Source organism: Streptomyces sp. NPDC008079 (assembly GCF_042957385.1).
Taxonomy (GTDB): Bacteria; Actinomycetota; Actinomycetes; order Streptomycetales; family Streptomycetaceae; genus Actinacidiphila.
The window spans coordinates 312,338-328,112 of sequence record NZ_JBIBIC010000006.1; the positions used below are offsets into that span (position 1 = coordinate 312,338).

Annotated in this window: 13 protein-coding genes; 9 read left to right on the forward strand and 4 right to left on the reverse strand. The window is 70.7% G+C overall.

The genetic code is table 11. From position 1 onward, the window contains the following. Positions 1 to 18: 18 nt before the first annotated feature. The 6 genes from ruvB to ACFZAM_RS16520 all read left to right on the forward strand — a co-directional run bounded on the left by ruvB (position 19) and on the right by ACFZAM_RS16520 (position 8,201). Positions 19 to 1,083: a Holliday junction branch migration DNA helicase RuvB gene (gene ruvB / locus ACFZAM_RS16495; protein WP_355332520.1), complete on the forward strand. Its 1,065-nt coding sequence runs from the start codon at positions 19 to 21 to the stop codon at positions 1,081 to 1,083. A 163-nt stretch (positions 1,084 to 1,246) separates the two neighbouring features. Further along, complete coding sequence (gene yajC, locus ACFZAM_RS16500) at positions 1,247 to 1,720, forward strand: preprotein translocase subunit YajC (RefSeq protein ID WP_355332517.1); 474 nt, start codon at positions 1,247 to 1,249, stop codon at positions 1,718 to 1,720. A 78-nt stretch (positions 1,721 to 1,798) separates the two neighbouring features. Beyond that, entirely contained in the window at positions 1,799 to 3,565 is a 1,767-nt protein-coding gene (gene secD, locus ACFZAM_RS16505) for a protein translocase subunit SecD (RefSeq protein ID WP_355332515.1), read from the forward strand. Continuing rightward, a complete protein-coding gene (gene secF / locus ACFZAM_RS16510; protein ID WP_391046599.1) occupies positions 3,565 to 4,761 on the forward strand; it encodes a protein translocase subunit SecF in 1,197 nt (398 codons plus the stop codon). The genes secD and secF overlap by 1 nt, the downstream gene beginning before the upstream one ends. A 169-nt stretch (positions 4,762 to 4,930) precedes the next feature. Then, on the forward strand, positions 4,931 to 5,491 hold the full coding sequence (locus ACFZAM_RS16515; RefSeq protein WP_355332509.1) for an adenine phosphoribosyltransferase: 561 nt from the start codon (positions 4,931 to 4,933) through the stop codon (positions 5,489 to 5,491). Positions 5,492 to 5,711: 220 nt separating this feature from the next. Continuing rightward, complete coding sequence (locus ACFZAM_RS16520) at positions 5,712 to 8,201, forward strand: RelA/SpoT family protein (protein WP_391046604.1); 2,490 nt, start codon at positions 5,712 to 5,714, stop codon at positions 8,199 to 8,201. A gap of 104 nt (positions 8,202 to 8,305) precedes the next feature. On the opposite strand, the gene ACFZAM_RS16525 is transcribed toward ACFZAM_RS16520, so the two are convergent. Together ACFZAM_RS16525 and ACFZAM_RS16530 are read right to left on the reverse strand one after the other, a co-directional pair. Next, positions 8,306 to 9,535: a DUF349 domain-containing protein gene (locus ACFZAM_RS16525; protein ID WP_188285205.1), complete on the reverse strand. Its 1,230-nt coding sequence runs from the start codon at positions 9,533 to 9,535 to the stop codon at positions 8,306 to 8,308. A gap of 143 nt (positions 9,536 to 9,678) precedes the next feature. Next, on the reverse strand, positions 9,679 to 10,533 hold the full coding sequence (locus ACFZAM_RS16530) for a peptidylprolyl isomerase (protein ID WP_391046607.1): 855 nt from the start codon (positions 10,531 to 10,533) through the stop codon (positions 9,679 to 9,681). Between the two features lie 266 nt (positions 10,534 to 10,799). On the opposite strand from ACFZAM_RS16530, the gene ACFZAM_RS16535 reads away from it, so the two are divergent. The 3 genes from ACFZAM_RS16535 to ACFZAM_RS16545 all read left to right on the forward strand — a co-directional run bounded on the left by ACFZAM_RS16535 (position 10,800) and on the right by ACFZAM_RS16545 (position 13,545). Continuing rightward, a complete protein-coding gene (locus ACFZAM_RS16535; RefSeq protein WP_391046608.1) occupies positions 10,800 to 11,510 on the forward strand; it encodes an MBL fold metallo-hydrolase in 711 nt (236 codons plus the stop codon). Next, complete coding sequence (gene hisS / locus ACFZAM_RS16540; protein WP_391046610.1) at positions 11,507 to 12,793, forward strand: histidine--tRNA ligase; 1,287 nt, start codon at positions 11,507 to 11,509, stop codon at positions 12,791 to 12,793. The genes ACFZAM_RS16535 and hisS overlap by 4 nt, the downstream gene beginning before the upstream one ends. Positions 12,794 to 12,894: 101 nt before the next feature. Further along, positions 12,895 to 13,545: a vitamin K epoxide reductase family protein gene (locus ACFZAM_RS16545; protein WP_355332503.1), complete on the forward strand. Its 651-nt coding sequence runs from the start codon at positions 12,895 to 12,897 to the stop codon at positions 13,543 to 13,545. Between the two features lie 25 nt (positions 13,546 to 13,570). On the opposite strand, the gene ACFZAM_RS16550 is transcribed toward ACFZAM_RS16545, so the two are convergent. Then, a complete protein-coding gene (locus tag ACFZAM_RS16550) occupies positions 13,571 to 14,404 on the reverse strand; it encodes a 3-oxoacyl-ACP reductase (RefSeq protein ID WP_355332501.1) in 834 nt (277 codons plus the stop codon). Between the two features lie 6 nt (positions 14,405 to 14,410). Continuing rightward, positions 14,411 to 15,772 (reverse strand): aldehyde dehydrogenase family protein, encoded by a 1,362-nt coding sequence (locus ACFZAM_RS16555; RefSeq protein WP_391046612.1) that lies wholly within the window; start codon positions 15,770 to 15,772, stop codon positions 14,411 to 14,413. Positions 15,773 to 15,775 lie beyond the last annotated feature (3 nt).

A 15,775-nucleotide genomic window follows, 5' to 3' on the forward strand; every position in this document is an offset into this window, starting at 1 on the left:
CGACCCGAGAGACCAACCATGAACTGGGACGACGCCACCGACGAGCGGCCGGAGCGACTGGTCGGCGCCACCGCCGACCATGAGGACCAGGCGGTCGAGGCGGCGCTGCGCCCCAAGGACCTGGGGGAGTTCATCGGGCAGGAGCGCGTACGGCAGCAGCTCGACCTGGTGCTCAGGGCCGCCCGCCAGCGCCAGGGCACCGCGGACCACGTCCTGCTCTCCGGCGCCCCCGGCCTCGGCAAGACGACGCTGTCGATGATCATCGCGGCCGAGATGGGCGTGCCCATCCGGATCACCTCGGGACCCGCCATCCAGCACGCGGGCGACCTCGCCGCGATCCTGTCCTCGCTCCAGGAGGGCGAGGTGCTCTTCCTCGACGAGATCCACCGGATGTCACGGCCCGCCGAGGAAATGCTCTACATGGCGATGGAGGACTACCGGGTCGACGTGATCGTCGGCAAGGGCCCCGGCGCGACCGCGATCCCGCTGGAACTGCCGCCCTTCACCCTGGTCGGCGCCACCACCAGGGCCGGACTGCTGCCCCCCCCGCTGCGCGACCGCTTCGGCTTCACCGGACACATGGAGTTCTACGCCCCCGCCGAACTGGAGAAGGTCATCCGCCGCTCCTCCGGGCTGCTGGACGTCGAGGTCGCCGACGACGGCGCCGCCGAGATCGCCGGACGCTCCCGCGGCACCCCCCGGATCGCCAACCGGCTGCTGCGCCGGGTCCGCGACTACGCCCAGGTCAGGGCGGACGGCGTGATCAGCCGGGAGATCGCCGCCAAGGCGCTGGAGGTCTACGAGGTGGACGAGCGCGGTCTCGACCGGCTGGACCGGGCCGTGCTCCAGGCGCTGCTGAAGCTCTTCGGCGGCGGGCCCGTCGGCCTGTCCACGCTCGCCGTCGCGGTCGGCGAGGAGCGCGAGACCGTCGAGGAGGTCGCCGAGCCGTTCCTCGTCAGGGAGGGCCTGCTGGCCCGGACACCGCGCGGCCGGGTGGCCACGCCCGCGGCCTGGACGCACCTCGGTCTGGTACCGCCGCACAATCCCGCCGGACCCGGACAGAGCGGGTTGTTCGGACCCTGACCGCCGATAGACTCGCCCCTTCAGGAACCCCAGTGCCATGCTTGGCGTTGTTCAGGCGGCGAGCCAGCGCTTAGACTCCGCCGACGCCCTTCCTCCGGATCGGCACCCACATCCCGAAACCCAGGCCAGCCCCACGTTGGCCGTGCGAAGGAACGTCCAGACCGTGAGTATCGTCACTCTCCTCCCCTTGGTCCTGATTGTTGGCGTCATGTTCATGATGACGCGCTCGGCCAAGAACAAGCAGCGCCAGGCACTGACCATGCGGAACCAGATGGAGCCCGGATCGGGCGTCCGCACGATCGGTGGCATGTACGCCGTGGTCAAGGAAGTGAACGAGGAGACGGTCCTCCTTGAGCTGACGGACGGGGTGCACGCACACTTCGCGAAGAACGCCATCGGCGCCGTGCTGGCCGAAGAGGAGTTCAACCGGATCGTGCACGGCATCGAGCCGGAGGAGATCGAGCACGACGACACCGAGGACACCGAAGGCGACGTCACCGCCGACGCGGCTTCCGGGGATGCCGCTGCGACGGACGACGTCAAGAAGGACGCCAAGGACTCGGGCGAGCACCGCATCGATCTGAGCAAGACCGAGGACGCGCCGGGGCAGGACGGCCCCGACTCCACGTCCAAGTAAGGGTCCGGCTCTCACAACTTCGTGGCCACCCCATGAGCGTGCAGGCTCAGGGGCGGTAGGACAGGGAGAATCAAGAAGGTGGCAGCAGCCAACAAGGGCCGCAGGCCGTCCCCGGGGAGTCAGGGATACCCCGGGCGCGCTCTGGCCGTGATCGTGATCGCCCTGGTGGCGCTGACCGGAGGCATGTTCCTCTCCGGCAACACCACTCCCCGACTGGGCATCGACCTGGCCGGCGGTGTCAGCATCACGCTGACCGCCAAGGCGGACCAGGGGAACGCGGTCACCAAGTCCAATATGAACACGGCGGTCAGCATCATCAACCGCCGTGTCAACGGACTCGGTGTCTCCGAGGCGGAGGTGCAGACCCAGGGATCGAACAACATCATCGTCAACATCCCCAAGGGCACCAACGCCGCCCAGGCCGAGCAGCAGGTGGGCACCACCGCGCAGCTCGCCTTCCGCCAGGTGCTGACCGCCGCGGACGGCAACCCGGCCACGGCCGCGCCCAAGCCCTCGGCCAGCCCCTCTGCCTCCGGCGGTACGACGCCGAAGCCGAGCGGCACGCCCAGCGCGACGGGCACCCCGAAGGCCACCGGGAGCACCACGTCCAGTCCGCAGGGCCGCGCCGTCACCGACGCGCTGAAGTCGAGTGTGAACAAGGCGCCGACACCGACGCCCACCGCGACGCCCAGCAACCCGGCGACCACGCCCGGCACGGGCGCCGCCGACCTGTCGATCCCCGCCGACCTCCAGGCGAAGCTCGACAAGCTCGACTGCACCGACCCCACGCAGCGCACCGCGGCCAGCAAGGGCACCAAGCCCGGTGACAAGGTCGTCGCCTGCGGTCAGCAGGGCAACCAGTGGATCAAGTACGCGCTCGGCCCGACGCTGATCGACGGCAAGCGCGTCTCCGGCGCCAGCGCGAACTTCGACTCGCAGCAGGGCAACGGCTGGGTCGTCAACCTGACGTTCGACTCCAAGGGCGCCAGCCAGTTCACCAAGGTCACCGGCGACCTCGCCTCCCAGGCCCAGCCGAACAACCAGTTCGCGATCGACCTGGACGGCAACGTCGTCTCGGCCCCGTCGGTCTCCCAGGCCCTGCCCGGCGGCAGCGCCCAGATCTCCGGAAGCTTCACCCAGAAGTCCGCCGAGGACCTGGCGAACGTGCTGAAGTACGGCTCGCTGCCCCTGGCGTTCTCCATCCAGGACACGACCACGGTCTCTCCCGCCCTCGGCGGCGAGCAGCTCCGCGGCGGTCTGATCGCCGGCGCCGTCGGCCTCGTCCTGGTCGTGCTCTACATGTTCGCCTACTACCGCGGACTGAGCCTCGTGGCGCTCGCGAGCCTCGTGGTCTCGGGCGCGCTCACCTACACGATCATGTGTCTGCTCGGTGAGGCGATCGGCTTCGCACTGAACCTGCCCGCGGTCTGTGGTGCCATCGTCGCCATCGGTATCACCGCCGACTCGTTCATCGTCTTCTTCGAACGGATCAGGGACGAGCTCCGTGAGGGCCGCTCGCTGCAACCCGCGGTCGCCCGCGGCTGGCCGCGCGCCCGGCGCACCATCCTGGTGTCGGACTTCGTGTCCTTCCTCGCCGCCGCCGTGCTGTTCACCGTGACGGTCGGCAAGGTCCAGGGCTTCGCGTTCACGCTCGGTCTCACCACCGTGCTCGACGTCGTCGTGGTGTTCCTGTTCACCAAGCCGCTGATGACGATCCTCGCCCGTCGCCCGTTCTTCGCTCAGGGCCACAGGTGGTCCGGTCTCGATCCCAAGGCGCTCGGCGTGAAGGCGCCGCTGCGTCGGAGCGTCCGCCACAACCGGCCCACCGAGACGAAGGAAGCCTGATGTCCAAGCTCAGCAATCTCGGTCACCGGCTGCACCGCGGCGAGATCGCGTACGACTTCGTCGGCCACCGCAAGATCTGGTACGGCGTATCGATCCTGATCACGGTCGTCGCCGCGGTCGGCCTGGTGGTCAACGGCCTCAAGCTCGGCATCGAGTTCTCCGGCGGCGCGGACTTCACCACGGCCAAGACCTCCATCTCGGTCGCGGACGCGCAGAGCAAGATCGAGGGCCACACCGCCGGCCACGACGCGACGATCCAGAAGCTGGGCAGCGGAAAGCTCCGCATCCAGGTCAGCGACATCTCCACCGAGGCGTCCAAGTCCGTCCAGCAGAACATCTCCAAGGAACTGGGCATCCCGCTCAAGGACATCGACGCGCAGATCGTCGGTCCGAGCTGGGGCAAGGAGATCTCCCACAAGGCCCTTCAGGGTCTGATCATCTTCCTGGTGCTGGTGGTCGCCTATCTGGCCATCGCCTTCGAGTGGCGCAAGGCCGTCGCGGCACTGATCGCCCTGCTCCACGACCTCACGATCACGGTCGGTGTCTACGCCATCGTGGGCTTCGAGGTCACACCGGGCACGGTAATCGGTCTGCTCACCATCCTCGGTTACTCCCTCTACGACACCGTCGTCGTCTTCGACGGTCTGAAGGAGTCCACCAAGGACATCACCAAGCAGAACAGGTACACCTACAGCGAGATCGCCAACCGCAGCCTCAACGGCACCCTGGTGCGGTCGATCAACACCACGGTCGTCGCCCTGCTGCCGGTCGGCGCGCTGCTCTTCATCGGTGGCGGCATCCTCGGCGCGGGCATGCTCAACGACATCGCGCTCGCGCTGTTCGTCGGCCTCACCGCCGGTGCGTACTCCTCGATCTTCATCGCGACCCCGATCGTCGCGGACCTCAAGGAGCGCGACCCGGCGATGAAGCAGGTCCGCAAGCGGGTGCTCGCCCGCCGGGCCTCCGACGCCACGAAGGCCGCCGAGGCGGCTGCCCGCGGCGAGGAGCCCGCCGACCCCGAGGACGGGGACGGGGACGACGACGACCAGGCGGAAGCCGCAGCGGCCGGCGCCGGTGTGGTGGGCCCGCGGGCCCAGGGCTCCGCCCCGGGCAGCCGTTCCGGCGGCACCCGCGGCGCGTCCGCCAACCGCGGCACCCGTGGTGGCCGCAACCGCCCCTCGGGCAAGCGGCGCTGACCGTGAATCGCCGCCGCCCGGTCGACACCGACCGGGCGGCGGCGATTTTCCGTTTCCCGAACCACATCGACCGACCCTCGTCGACCGACGAGCGCTCCATGGCCCGAAGCGCCGTGGAACGACAAGCACGTCATGGACCGACGCGACATGAACCGACGAAAGTAGCGCGATGACCACCACGGACGCAGCCTCCGCCGAGCTCAGGGAACTGCTGCTCGGCCGCATCCGCGACGTACCGGACTACCCCCAGCCCGGCGTGATCTTCAAGGACATCACCCCGCTGCTGGCCGACCCCGTCGCCTTCAGCGCCCTGGTGGACGCGCTCGCCGCCCTGTGCGCGCGGCACGGCGCCACCAAGGTCGTCGGCCTCGAAGCCCGCGGCTTCATCCTCGCCGCCCCGGCCGCCGCCCGCGCGGGCCTCGGCTTCGTCCCGGTCCGCAAGGCGGGCAAACTGCCCGGAAAGACCCTGGCGCAGTCGTACGACCTGGAGTACGGCACCGCCGAGATCGAGGTGCAGGTCGACGCCTTCGCCGAGGGCGACCGCGTCCTGGTGATCGACGACGTCCTGGCCACCGGCGGCACCGCGGAAGCCTCGCTTGAGCTGATCCGGCGGACCGGCGCGACCGTCGCGGGCGTGGCCGTCCTGCTGGAGCTGGGCTTCCTCGGCGGCCGGGCGCGGCTGGCCCGGGTCCTGGGAGACGCCCCCCTGGACACCCTCGTCGCGATCTGACGCGCTCCGGGCCGCGTACGGGCTCTCGGGCCGCGTACGGGCTCTCGTACGCCATTCGGGTCGCGGGGCCCGGTTGCGGCCTCCTACGAGCGTCCTGCGGCCCCGTACGGCGTACGCGAGGCCCGTACGGGGCCCTGAGGCGGGCGCCCGGCAGGCTCGGGCGCCCGCCTCTCGCCGCAGGTCGATACCATGGAACTTCTACCCCGCGTGAGGAGTGCTCTTGCCAGACCAGGCCCAGCCACTCGACGCCGCGGGCGGGAAGGAACCGGCCGCGGGTGGCACGGGGACGTCCGCCGACAGCCGGACCGCCGCACCCACCCCCGCTCCCGCGCCCGCCAAGCCCGTCGCGCCAGAACCGGCCGCGCCCGCCGTACGCCCGGTGCGTACGCCCGGCAGCGTCGCGCCGACGCGTCCCGGGGCCTCCTCCAGCCGCGTCCGCGCCCGCCTCGCCCGGCTCGGCGTGCAGCGCTCCAGCCCGTACAACCCGGTGCTCGAACCGCTGCTGCGCGTGGTGCGGGGCAACGACCCGAAGGGCGACAGCGCCCAGCTCCGGCAGATCGAGCGGGCCTACCAGGTCGCCGAGCGCTGGCACCGCGGCCAGAAGCGCAAGAGCGGCGACCCGTACATCACGCACCCGCTGGCCGTCACCACGATCCTCGCCGAACTGGGCATGGACCCCGCCACCTTGATGGCCGGGCTGCTGCACGACACCGTCGAGGACACCGAGTACGGCCTGGACGCGCTGCGCCGCGACTTCGGCGACCAGGTGGCGCTGCTGGTCGACGGCGTCACCAAGCTCGACAAGGTGAAATTCGGTGAGGCCGCGCAGGCCGAGACCGTGCGCAAGATGGTCGTCGCGATGGCCAAGGACCCCCGCGTCCTGGTGATCAAGCTCGCCGACCGGCTGCACAATATGCGCACGATGCGCTATCTCAAGCGCGAGAAGCAGGAGAAGAAGGCCCGCGAGACGCTGGAGATCTACGCCCCGCTGGCGCACCGGCTGGGCATGAACACCATCAAGTGGGAACTGGAGGACCTCGCCTTCGCGATCCTCTACCCCAAGATGTACGACGAGATCGTCCGGCTGGTCGCCGAGCGCGCCCCCAAGCGCGACGAATACCTCGCCGTGGTCACCGACCAGGTCCAGCAGGACCTGCGCGCCGCCCGGATCAAGGCCACCGTCACCGGCCGCCCGAAGCACTACTACAGCGTCTACCAGAAGATGATCGTCCGCGGCCGGGACTTCGCGGAGATCTACGACCTGGTGGGCATCCGCGTCCTGGTCGACACCGTCCGCGACTGCTACGCGGCGCTCGGCACCATCCACGCGCGATGGAATCCGGTCCCCGGCCGGTTCAAGGACTACATCGCGATGCCCAAGTTCAACATGTACCAGTCGCTGCACACGACGGTCATCGGGCCCAGCGGCAAGCCCGTCGAATTGCAGATCCGTACCTTCGACATGCACCGCCGCGCCGAGTACGGCATCGCCGCGCACTGGAAGTACAAGCAGGAGGCGGTGGCGGGCGCCTCCAAGGTGCGCACCGACAGCCCGCGGTCCGACAAGAAGGACGACGCGGTCAACGACATGGCGTGGCTGCGCCAGCTCCTGGACTGGCAGAAGGAGACCGAGGACCCCGGCGAGTTCCTGGAGTCGCTGCGCTTCGACCTCTCGCAGAGCGAGGTCTTCGTCTTCACACCCAAGGGCGACGTGATAGCGCTGCCCGCGGGCGCCACCCCGGTGGACTTCGCGTACGCCGTGCACACCGAGGTCGGCCACCGGACCATAGGCGCCCGTGTCAACGGCCGCCTCGTACCGCTGGAGTCGACACTCGACAACGGCGACACCGTCGAGGTCTTCACCTCCAAGGCCGCGGGAGCCGGGCCGTCCCGCGACTGGCTGGGCTTCGTCAAGTCGCCGCGGGCGCGCAACAAGATCCGCGCGTGGTTCTCCAAGGAGCGCCGCGAGGAAGCGGTCGAGCAGGGCAAGGAAGCCATCGCCCGCGCGATGCGCAAGCAGAATCTGCCGATCCAGCGGGTGCTCACCGGCGACTCGCTGGTCACCCTCGCGCACGAGATGCGCTACCCCGACATCTCCGCGCTCTACGCGGCGATCGGCGAGGGGCACATCACCGCGCAGTCCGTCGTGCAGAAGCTGGTCGACGCGCTCGGCGGCGAAGAGGGCGCCACCGAGGACATCGCGGAGATCACCACCCCCACACAGGGGCGCACCAAGCGGCGGGCCAACGCCGACCCCGGTGTCATCGTCAAGGGCGCCAGCGACGTCTGGGTCAAGCTCTCCCGCTGCTGCACCCCGGTGCCGGGCGACCCGATCATCGGCTTCGTCACCCGCGGCAACGGCGTCTCGGTGCACCGCGCCGACTGCGTCAACGTGGACTCGCTCTCGCAGCAGCCCGAGCGGATGATCGAGGTCGAGTGGGCGCCCACCCAGTCGTCGGTCTTCCTGGTCGCCATCCAGGTCGAGGCCCTCGACCGGTCCCGGCTGCTCTCGGACGTCACCCGCGTGCTGTCCGACCAGCACGTCAACATCCTGTCCGCGGCCGTCCAGACCTCCCGCGACCGCGTCGCCACCTCCCGCTTCACCTTCGAGATGGGCGACCCGAAGCACCTGGGCCACGTCCTGAAGGCGGTACGCGGCGTGGAGGGCGTCTACGACGTCTACCGGGTGACCTCGGGCCGCCAGAGGTAAGCGAGGCCGCGGGCGGGCGGGCACGACCCACGACCGGCCCGCGGACGCCCGACGGCCCCGGCACTCATCATGAGTGCCGGGGCCGTCGGGCGTCCGCGGGCCGGTCAGCCGCCGAACTCGCCCATGCCCTTCAGGGCCGCGTCCAGCAGCGCCTGACGCCCGTCAAGCTCCGACTGGAGCTTGTCCGCCTTCGCGGTGTTCCCCGCGGAGCGCGCCGCGTCGATCTGCTTCTGGAGCTTCTCGACCGCCGCCTGGAGCTGACCGGTCAGACCGGCCGCCCGCGCCCGGACCTCGGGGTTGGTGCGCCGCCACTCGGCTTCCTCGGACTCGGCCAGCGCACGCTCCACCGCGTGCATACGGGCCTCGATCCGCGGCCGCGCGTCCCGCGGCACGTGCCCGATGGCCTCCCAGCGCTCGTTGAGCGAGCGGAAGGCGGCACGCGCCGACTTCAGCTCGGTCACCGGGAGCAGTTTCTCGGCCTCGACGACCAGCTCCTCCTTGAGCGCGAGGTTGTCGCGCTGCTCGGTGTCCCGCTCGGCGAACACCTCGGAGCGGGCGGCGAAGAAGACGTCCTGGGCGCCGCGGAAGCGGTTCCACAGATCGTCCTCGGCCTCGCGCTGCGCACGCCCGGCCGCCTTCCACTCCGTCATCAGCTCGCGGTAGCGGGCCGCGGTGGGCCCCCAGTCCGTCGAGTTCGACAGCGACTGCGCCTCGGTGACCAGCTTCTCCTTCGTCCGCCTGGCCTCCTCGCGCTGCGCGTCGAGCGACGCGAAGTGCGCCTTGCGGCGCTTGGAGAACACCGAACGGGCGTGGCTGAAGCGGTGCCACAGCTCGTCGTCCGCCTTGCGGTCGAGTCGCGGCAGGCCCTTCCAGGTGTCGACCAGGGCGCGCAGCCGCTCGCCCGCGGTCCGCCACTGCTCGCTCTCGGCGAGCTGCTCGGCCTCCGCGACAAGCTGCTCCTTGGCGACCTTCGCCTCTTCGCTCTGCTTCGCCCTGGCCGCCTTGCGCTCCTCGCGCCGGGAGTCCACCAGCGCGACCAGCGCGTCGAGCCGTTCGCCCAGCGCCGCCAGGTCGCCCACCGCGTGCGCCTCGGTCACCGAGACGCGCAGGTGCTCGATCGCGGCCAGCGCGTCCTTGGGCGCGAGATCGGTGGTCCGCACCCGTCGTTCGAGGAGGCCGATCTCCACGACGAGTCCTTCGTACTTGCGCTCGAAGTAGGCGAGCGCCTCCTCAGGAGAACCCGCCTGCCACGAACCGACCTCCTTCTCCCCGTCGGCCGTACGCACGTACACGGTCCCCGTCTCATCGACGCGGCCCCACGGGTCGCTGCTCACAGCGCCTCCTCCACGTGATGCCCGGCCGGCTCACGGCCGGACATCTTCCACAGAATTTCACCGGTTGGGCCGCACGCCCTGACCGGTCCAACGCCAACATAGGCGACCAGCACCCCGGCTGTCCGCATCCGATGCGGGCCCAATCAGGATTTGCTGACGGTCGCCTTGTTGATCACCACGGTCGCGTTCGGCGCGGTGTTGCCCGTCGTCTGGTCGGCGGGCTGGGCGCCCGCGGCGGCGATTTTGTCGAGCACCTTCATACCGGCGGCGTCGATCGTGCCGAACGGCGTGTAGCTCGGAGCCAGCGGGCTGTCCTTGTAGACCAGGAAGAACTGGCTGCCGCCGGTGTGCGCCTGGCCGGTGTTGGCCATGGCCACGGTGCCCGCCGGGTACGTCACGGTCTTCTGCGCGTCGGCCTTGCCGAACGCCGTCAGATTCTCGTCCGGGATCGTGTAGCCGGGGCCGCCGTTGCCCCGCGCGGTCGGGTCGCCGCACTGGAGGACGAAGATGCCCTCGGTGGTCAGCCGGTGGCACTTGGTGTGGTCGAAGAAGCCCTTGTCCGCGAGGAACTTGAAGGAGTTCGTGGTGTCGGGGGCCTTCGCCGCGTCCAGCGCGATCGGGATCGAGCCGCAGGTCGTCTGGAGCGTGAAGGTGTACTTCGCGCTCTTGTCGATCGCCATCTTCGGCTCGGTCTTCCACTGCTCCGTGCCCGGCGCGCCCGCGTCCGCCTTGCCGCACGGGTCCGGCGCCTTCGAGGGGGTCGCCGACGGCGACGCGCTGGCGTTGGCCGCCGCGTCGTCCGTGGACTTCTTCTTGCCGCTGCTGTCGAAGGCGCCCAGGCCCCAGGCGGAACCGCCGCCGATGACGACCACGGCGAGCACGGCGGCGATCACCGAGTTGCGCGTCCGCGACTTGCGGCGCATCTGCACCCGCCGCTGCTGCTGCCGCTCGAACTTCTCCCGGGCGAGCTGCCGCCGCCGCTGATCCTTGGTGACCACTTCGCCGTCTCCCGGTCGTGTCTCGTGAGTGCTGTGCGATGACTGTGTTTCCGCTGTCCACGACCTGTCGGCAGGCCGTGTGCCGCGGTGCGCTCGAACGCGAATACGCGTGCCGCAGATCTTCGCGGCATGCGCGTCCCCCGTCCAGTCCGCACGCGGTCCGATGAAGGCACAATACGAGTTCGCTGCGGCGGTACGGCGGCCGGTAGGCTCGTGAACGGCCGATATCTCCCGCGGCCGACACCGCGGACGACAGAAGGACGAACGTGCTCATTGCCGGGTTCCCCGCCGGGGCCTGGGGCACCAATTGTTATGTGGTCGCCCCCGCCGCGGGTGAGGAGTGCGTGATCGTCGACCCGGGCCACCTCGCGGTCCAGGGCGTCGAGGACACCCTCGCCAAGCACCGACTGAAGCCCGTCGCCGTCATCCTCAGCCACGGCCACATCGACCATGTCGCCTCCGTCGTACCGGTCTGCGGCGCGCACGACGTGCCCGCCTGGATCCACCCCGAGGACCGGTACATGCTCAGCGACCCCGAGAAGGCGCTCGGCCGCGCCATCGGGCAGCCGCTGATGGGGGAGCTGACCATCGGCGAGCCCGACGACGTCAAGGAACTGGCCGACGGCGCCGCGCTGACGGTGGCGGGTCTGGAGTTCTCCGTCGCGCACGCGCCCGGCCATACCAGGGGGTCGGTGACGTTCAGGCTGCCAGAGACCGCCGACATCCCGTCGGTGCTGTTCTCCGGCGACCTGCTCTTCGCCGGCTCCGTCGGACGCACCGACCTGCCCGGCGGCTCCATGGCCGAGCTGTACGAGTCGCTGGCGCGTGTGTGCCTGCCGCTCGACGACTCGACCGTGGTGCTCTCCGGCCACGGCCCCCAGACGACCATCGGCCGCGAGCGCGCCGCCAACCCCTACCTGGGTGAGGTGGCCCGCGGCCCAGGAGCCGGAGACCCGGCTCCGCGACGAGGATTGTGACGGATTCAGTGAGTTCCGCCGTACGCGCCTTCCAGGCCCCCAAGGGCACCTACGACCTGCTGCCGCCCGACTCCGCGGTGTTCCTCGCGGTGCGCGAGGCCATCGCCGCGCCCGCCCGCCGGGCCGGTTACGGCTATGTCGAGACCCCCGGTTTCGAGAACGTCGAACTGTTCTCCCGCGGTGTCGGGGAGTCCACCGACATCGTGACCAAGGAGATGTACACCCTCACCACCAAGGGCGGCAGCGAACTCGCGCTGCGCCCCGAGGGCACCGCCTCCGTCCTGCGCGCGGCCCTCCAGGCCAACCTGCACAAGACGGGGAATCTGCCGGTCAAGCTCTGGTACTCCGGCTCCTACTACCGCTACGAGCGCCCGCAGGCGGGCCGCTACCGGCACTTCTCGCAGGTCGGCGCGGAGGCGATCGGCGCCGAGGACCCGCTGCTCGACGCAGAGCTGATCATCCTGGCGGTGGACGCGTACACCGACCTCGGGCTGCGCGACTTCCGGCTGCTGCTCAACTCGCTCGGCGACCGCGAGTGCCGTCCGGTCTACCGGGCCGCCCTCCAGGACTACCTGCGCGGCCTGGACCTGGACGAGGAGACCCGCGCCCGGATCGAGATCAATCCGCTGCGGGTGCTCGACGACAAGCGCGACTCCGTACAGAAACAGCTCGCCGACGCGCCGCTGATCCGCGACCACCTGTGCGAGGCGTGCAAGGCGTACCACGAGGAGGTGCGCGCGCTGCTGACCGAGGCGGGCGTGGCCTTCGAGGACGACCCCCGGCTGGTGCGCGGCCTGGACTACTACACCCGCACCACCTTCGAATTCGTCCACGACGGGCTCGGCTCGCAGTCCGCGGTCGGCGGCGGCGGGCGCTACGACGGGCTCTCCGAGATGATCGGCGGCCCCGCGCTGCCGTCGGTCGGCTGGGCGCTGGGCGTGGACCGTACGGTGCTCGCGCTGCGCTCGGAGGGCGTGGAACTGGCCCTTCCCGCGGTCACCGACGTCTACGCCGTACCGCTCGGCGACGAGGCGCGGCGGGCGCTGTTCGGCACGGTCACCGCGCTGCGCAGGGCCGGGATCGCCGCGGACTTCGCCTTCGGCGGCAAGGGCATGAAGAACGCGATGAAGTCCGCGAACCGCTCCGGCGCCCGATTCGCGCTCGTCGCGGGGGAGCGGGACCTCGCCGAGGGCGTCGTCCAGCTCAAGGACCTGGGCAGCGGCGAGCAGACGGCGGTCCCGCTCGCCGAGGTGGTCGCGAGCGTCAAGGCGCGGCTCGTTTGACCCTCTTCCGTGTACCAGGGCGTGCAGGACTTATCCAGTCCTGACCGCCCTGGTGCACAATGTTGGGTGCCCGCTCCCCACGACCTAAGAGATCGGCGATCATGACGACTTCCGCGTTGGACGAGACGCGTACGGACGGCGGCGCCGAGGACGAGCGGCGGCCGGCCGACGGCATCGGAGCAGGGCGCGCGTACACCTGGCTGCTGCTGATCTGCGGCCTGCTCGGCACGGTCGCCGCGTTCGTGATCACCGATGACAAGTTCAAGCTGCTGGAAGACCCGAATTACACCCCCGCGTGCAGCCTGAACCCGATCATCTCCTGCGGCAACATCATGAAGAGCGAGCAGGCCCACGCGTTCGGCTTCCCGAACCCGATGATCGGCATGATCGCCTACCCGGTCATGATCTGCGTCGCAATGGGCATCCTGGCCGGCGCCCGCTACCGTCCCTGGTTCTGGCTCGGCCTCCAGGCGGGCACCCTGTTCGGTGTCGGATTCTGCACCTGGCTCCAGTACCAGTCGCTGTACAGCATCGGCTCGCTCTGCCTGTGGTGCAGCCTCGCCTGGGTCGTGACCATCGCCGCGTTCTGGTACACGGCGGTGCACAACGTCAAGCACCGGATCATCAAGGTGCCCGAGGGCGCGCGCACCGCCGTGCTGGAGTTCCACTGGGTCGTGCCGGTGCTCTGGTACGGGGTGCTCATCCTGCTGATCCTGACCCGCTGGTGGTCGTACTGGAAGACGCTGGTCTGAGCGGTTCCGCCGAGCGGCCCGCCCGCTACAGCGGCGTGACGTAGGCGCCGGAGATGCCGCCGTCCACCAGGAACTCGGCGGCGGTGATGAATCCGGCGTCGTCGCTGGCCAGGAACGCCACGGCGGCGGCGATCTCCTCGGCTGCCGCGAACCGCCCCAGCGGAATGTGCACCAGCCGCCGCGCCGCCCGCTCCGGGTCCTTCGCGAACAGCTCGCGCAGCAGCGGGGTGTCCACGGGCCCGGGGCACAGCGCGTTCACCCGGATCCCCTCGCGGGCGAACTGCACGCCCAGCTCCCGCGTCATCGCCAGCACCCCGCCCTTGGACGCGGTGTACGAGATCTGCGAGGTCGCCGCGCCCATCACCGCCACGAACGACGCGGTGTTGATGATCGCCCCCTTGCCCTGCCGCCGCATGTACGGCAGCGCGGCCTTGCAGCACAGGTAGACCGACGTCAGATTGACCTCCTGCACCCGGCGCCACGCGTCCAGCCCGGTGGTGAGGATCGAGTCGTCGTCGGGCGGTGAGATCCCCGCGTTGTTGAAGGCGATGTCGACCGAGCCGTAGGTGTCGTGGGCGGCCTTGAACAGCGCCTCGACCTGCTCCGGGTCGGTCACGTCGGTGGCGACGAAGAGCCCGCCGGTCTCCTCGGCCGCCGCCCGCCCGCTGTCCTGGTCGATGTCGGCGACCACGACCCTGGCCCCTTCCGCGGCGAACCGCCGCGCCGTGGCCAGGCCGATGCCGCTGCCGCCGCCGGTGATGACGGCGGTACGGCCGACGAGGCGGCGGCAGACCGGCTGCTCCGTCCCGGCGGCGGCAGCCGTGCCGGTCACGTCTGTGCTGTCTGTGGTCTCGGGCATACCCTGCTACTCCTCGGTGCCGATGAAGACGTTCTTGGTCTCGGTGAACGCGGTGAGCGCGTCGGGTCCCAGCTCGCGGCCGAGCCCCGACTGCTTGAAGCCGCCGAAGGGCGTCCAATAGCGCACACTGCTGTGCGAGTTGACGGACAGATTCCCGGCCGCGACACCGCGCGCGAGCCGCAGCGCGCGGCCCAGGTCGCGGGTCCACAGCGAGCCGGACAGGCCGTACGGTGTCGCGTTCGCCAGCCGCAGCGCGTCCGCCTCGTCGTCGAAGGGCAGCACGACCGCCACCGGGCCGAAGATCTCCTCGGTGGCCGCTGGCACGCCGGGGTCGGCCGGGGCGAGCACCGTCGGCGGGTACCAGAAACCGGGGCCCTCGGGCGCGGAACCCCGTGCCACGACCGGTAGTTCGGGCGTGACGTAGCCGCGGACCCGCTCGCGCTGGACCGCCGAGATCAGCGGGCCCATCGCGGTCGCCGGGTCCGCCGGGTCGCCGACCCGCACCGCCCGCACGCCGGAGGCCAGCAGGTCGAGGAAGCGGTCGTAGACCTCGCGCTGCACCAGCAGCCGGGTGCGGGCGCAGCAGTCCTGGCCCGCGTTGTCCAGGAACGCCATCGGGTCCCCGGCGCGCTCCAGATCGGCGTCCGCGAAGACGACGTTGGGGCTCTTGCCGCCCAACTCCAGCGTGAGCCGCTTCACTTGGGCCGCACACCGCTCCATGATCCGCTTGCCGACCGCCGTGGAGCCGGTGAAGACGATCTTCCGTACGTCGGGGTGGTCAACCAGCCGCGCCCCGGCGACGGGACCCGCGCCGGGCACCACCTGAAACAGGCCCTCGGGCAGCCCGGCGGCCAGGGCGAGTTCGGCCAGCCGCAGGGCGGTCAGCGGGGTGGTCTCCGCGGGCTTGAGCACGACGGCGTTGCCCGCGGCCAGCGCGGGGGCGAAGCCCCAGGCGGCGATCGGCATCGGGAAGTTCCACGGCACGATGACCCCGACCACGCCGAGCGGTTCGTGGAAGGTCAGGTCGAGGCCGCCCGCCACCGGGATCTGACGGCCGCTCAGGCGCTCGACGCCGCCCGCCGCGTACTCCAGCAGGTCCCGGACGTTGCCCGCCTCCCAGCGGGCGTTGCCCACGGTGTGGCCCGCCTCCCGCACCTCCAGCGCGGCCAGTTCCTCCAGGCGCGCGTCGACCTCGGCGGCGAACCGCCGCAGCAGCCGGGCGCGTTCACCCGGCGCGAGCGCCGCCCAGCCCCGCTGGGCCCGCACCGCGGCGGCGACCGCCGCGTCCACACCCTCCGGGGAGGTCGCCGCGACCGTCGCGACGACCTCCTCGGTGGCGGGGTTGAGTACGTCGTGGCTCTCCTGCATCCC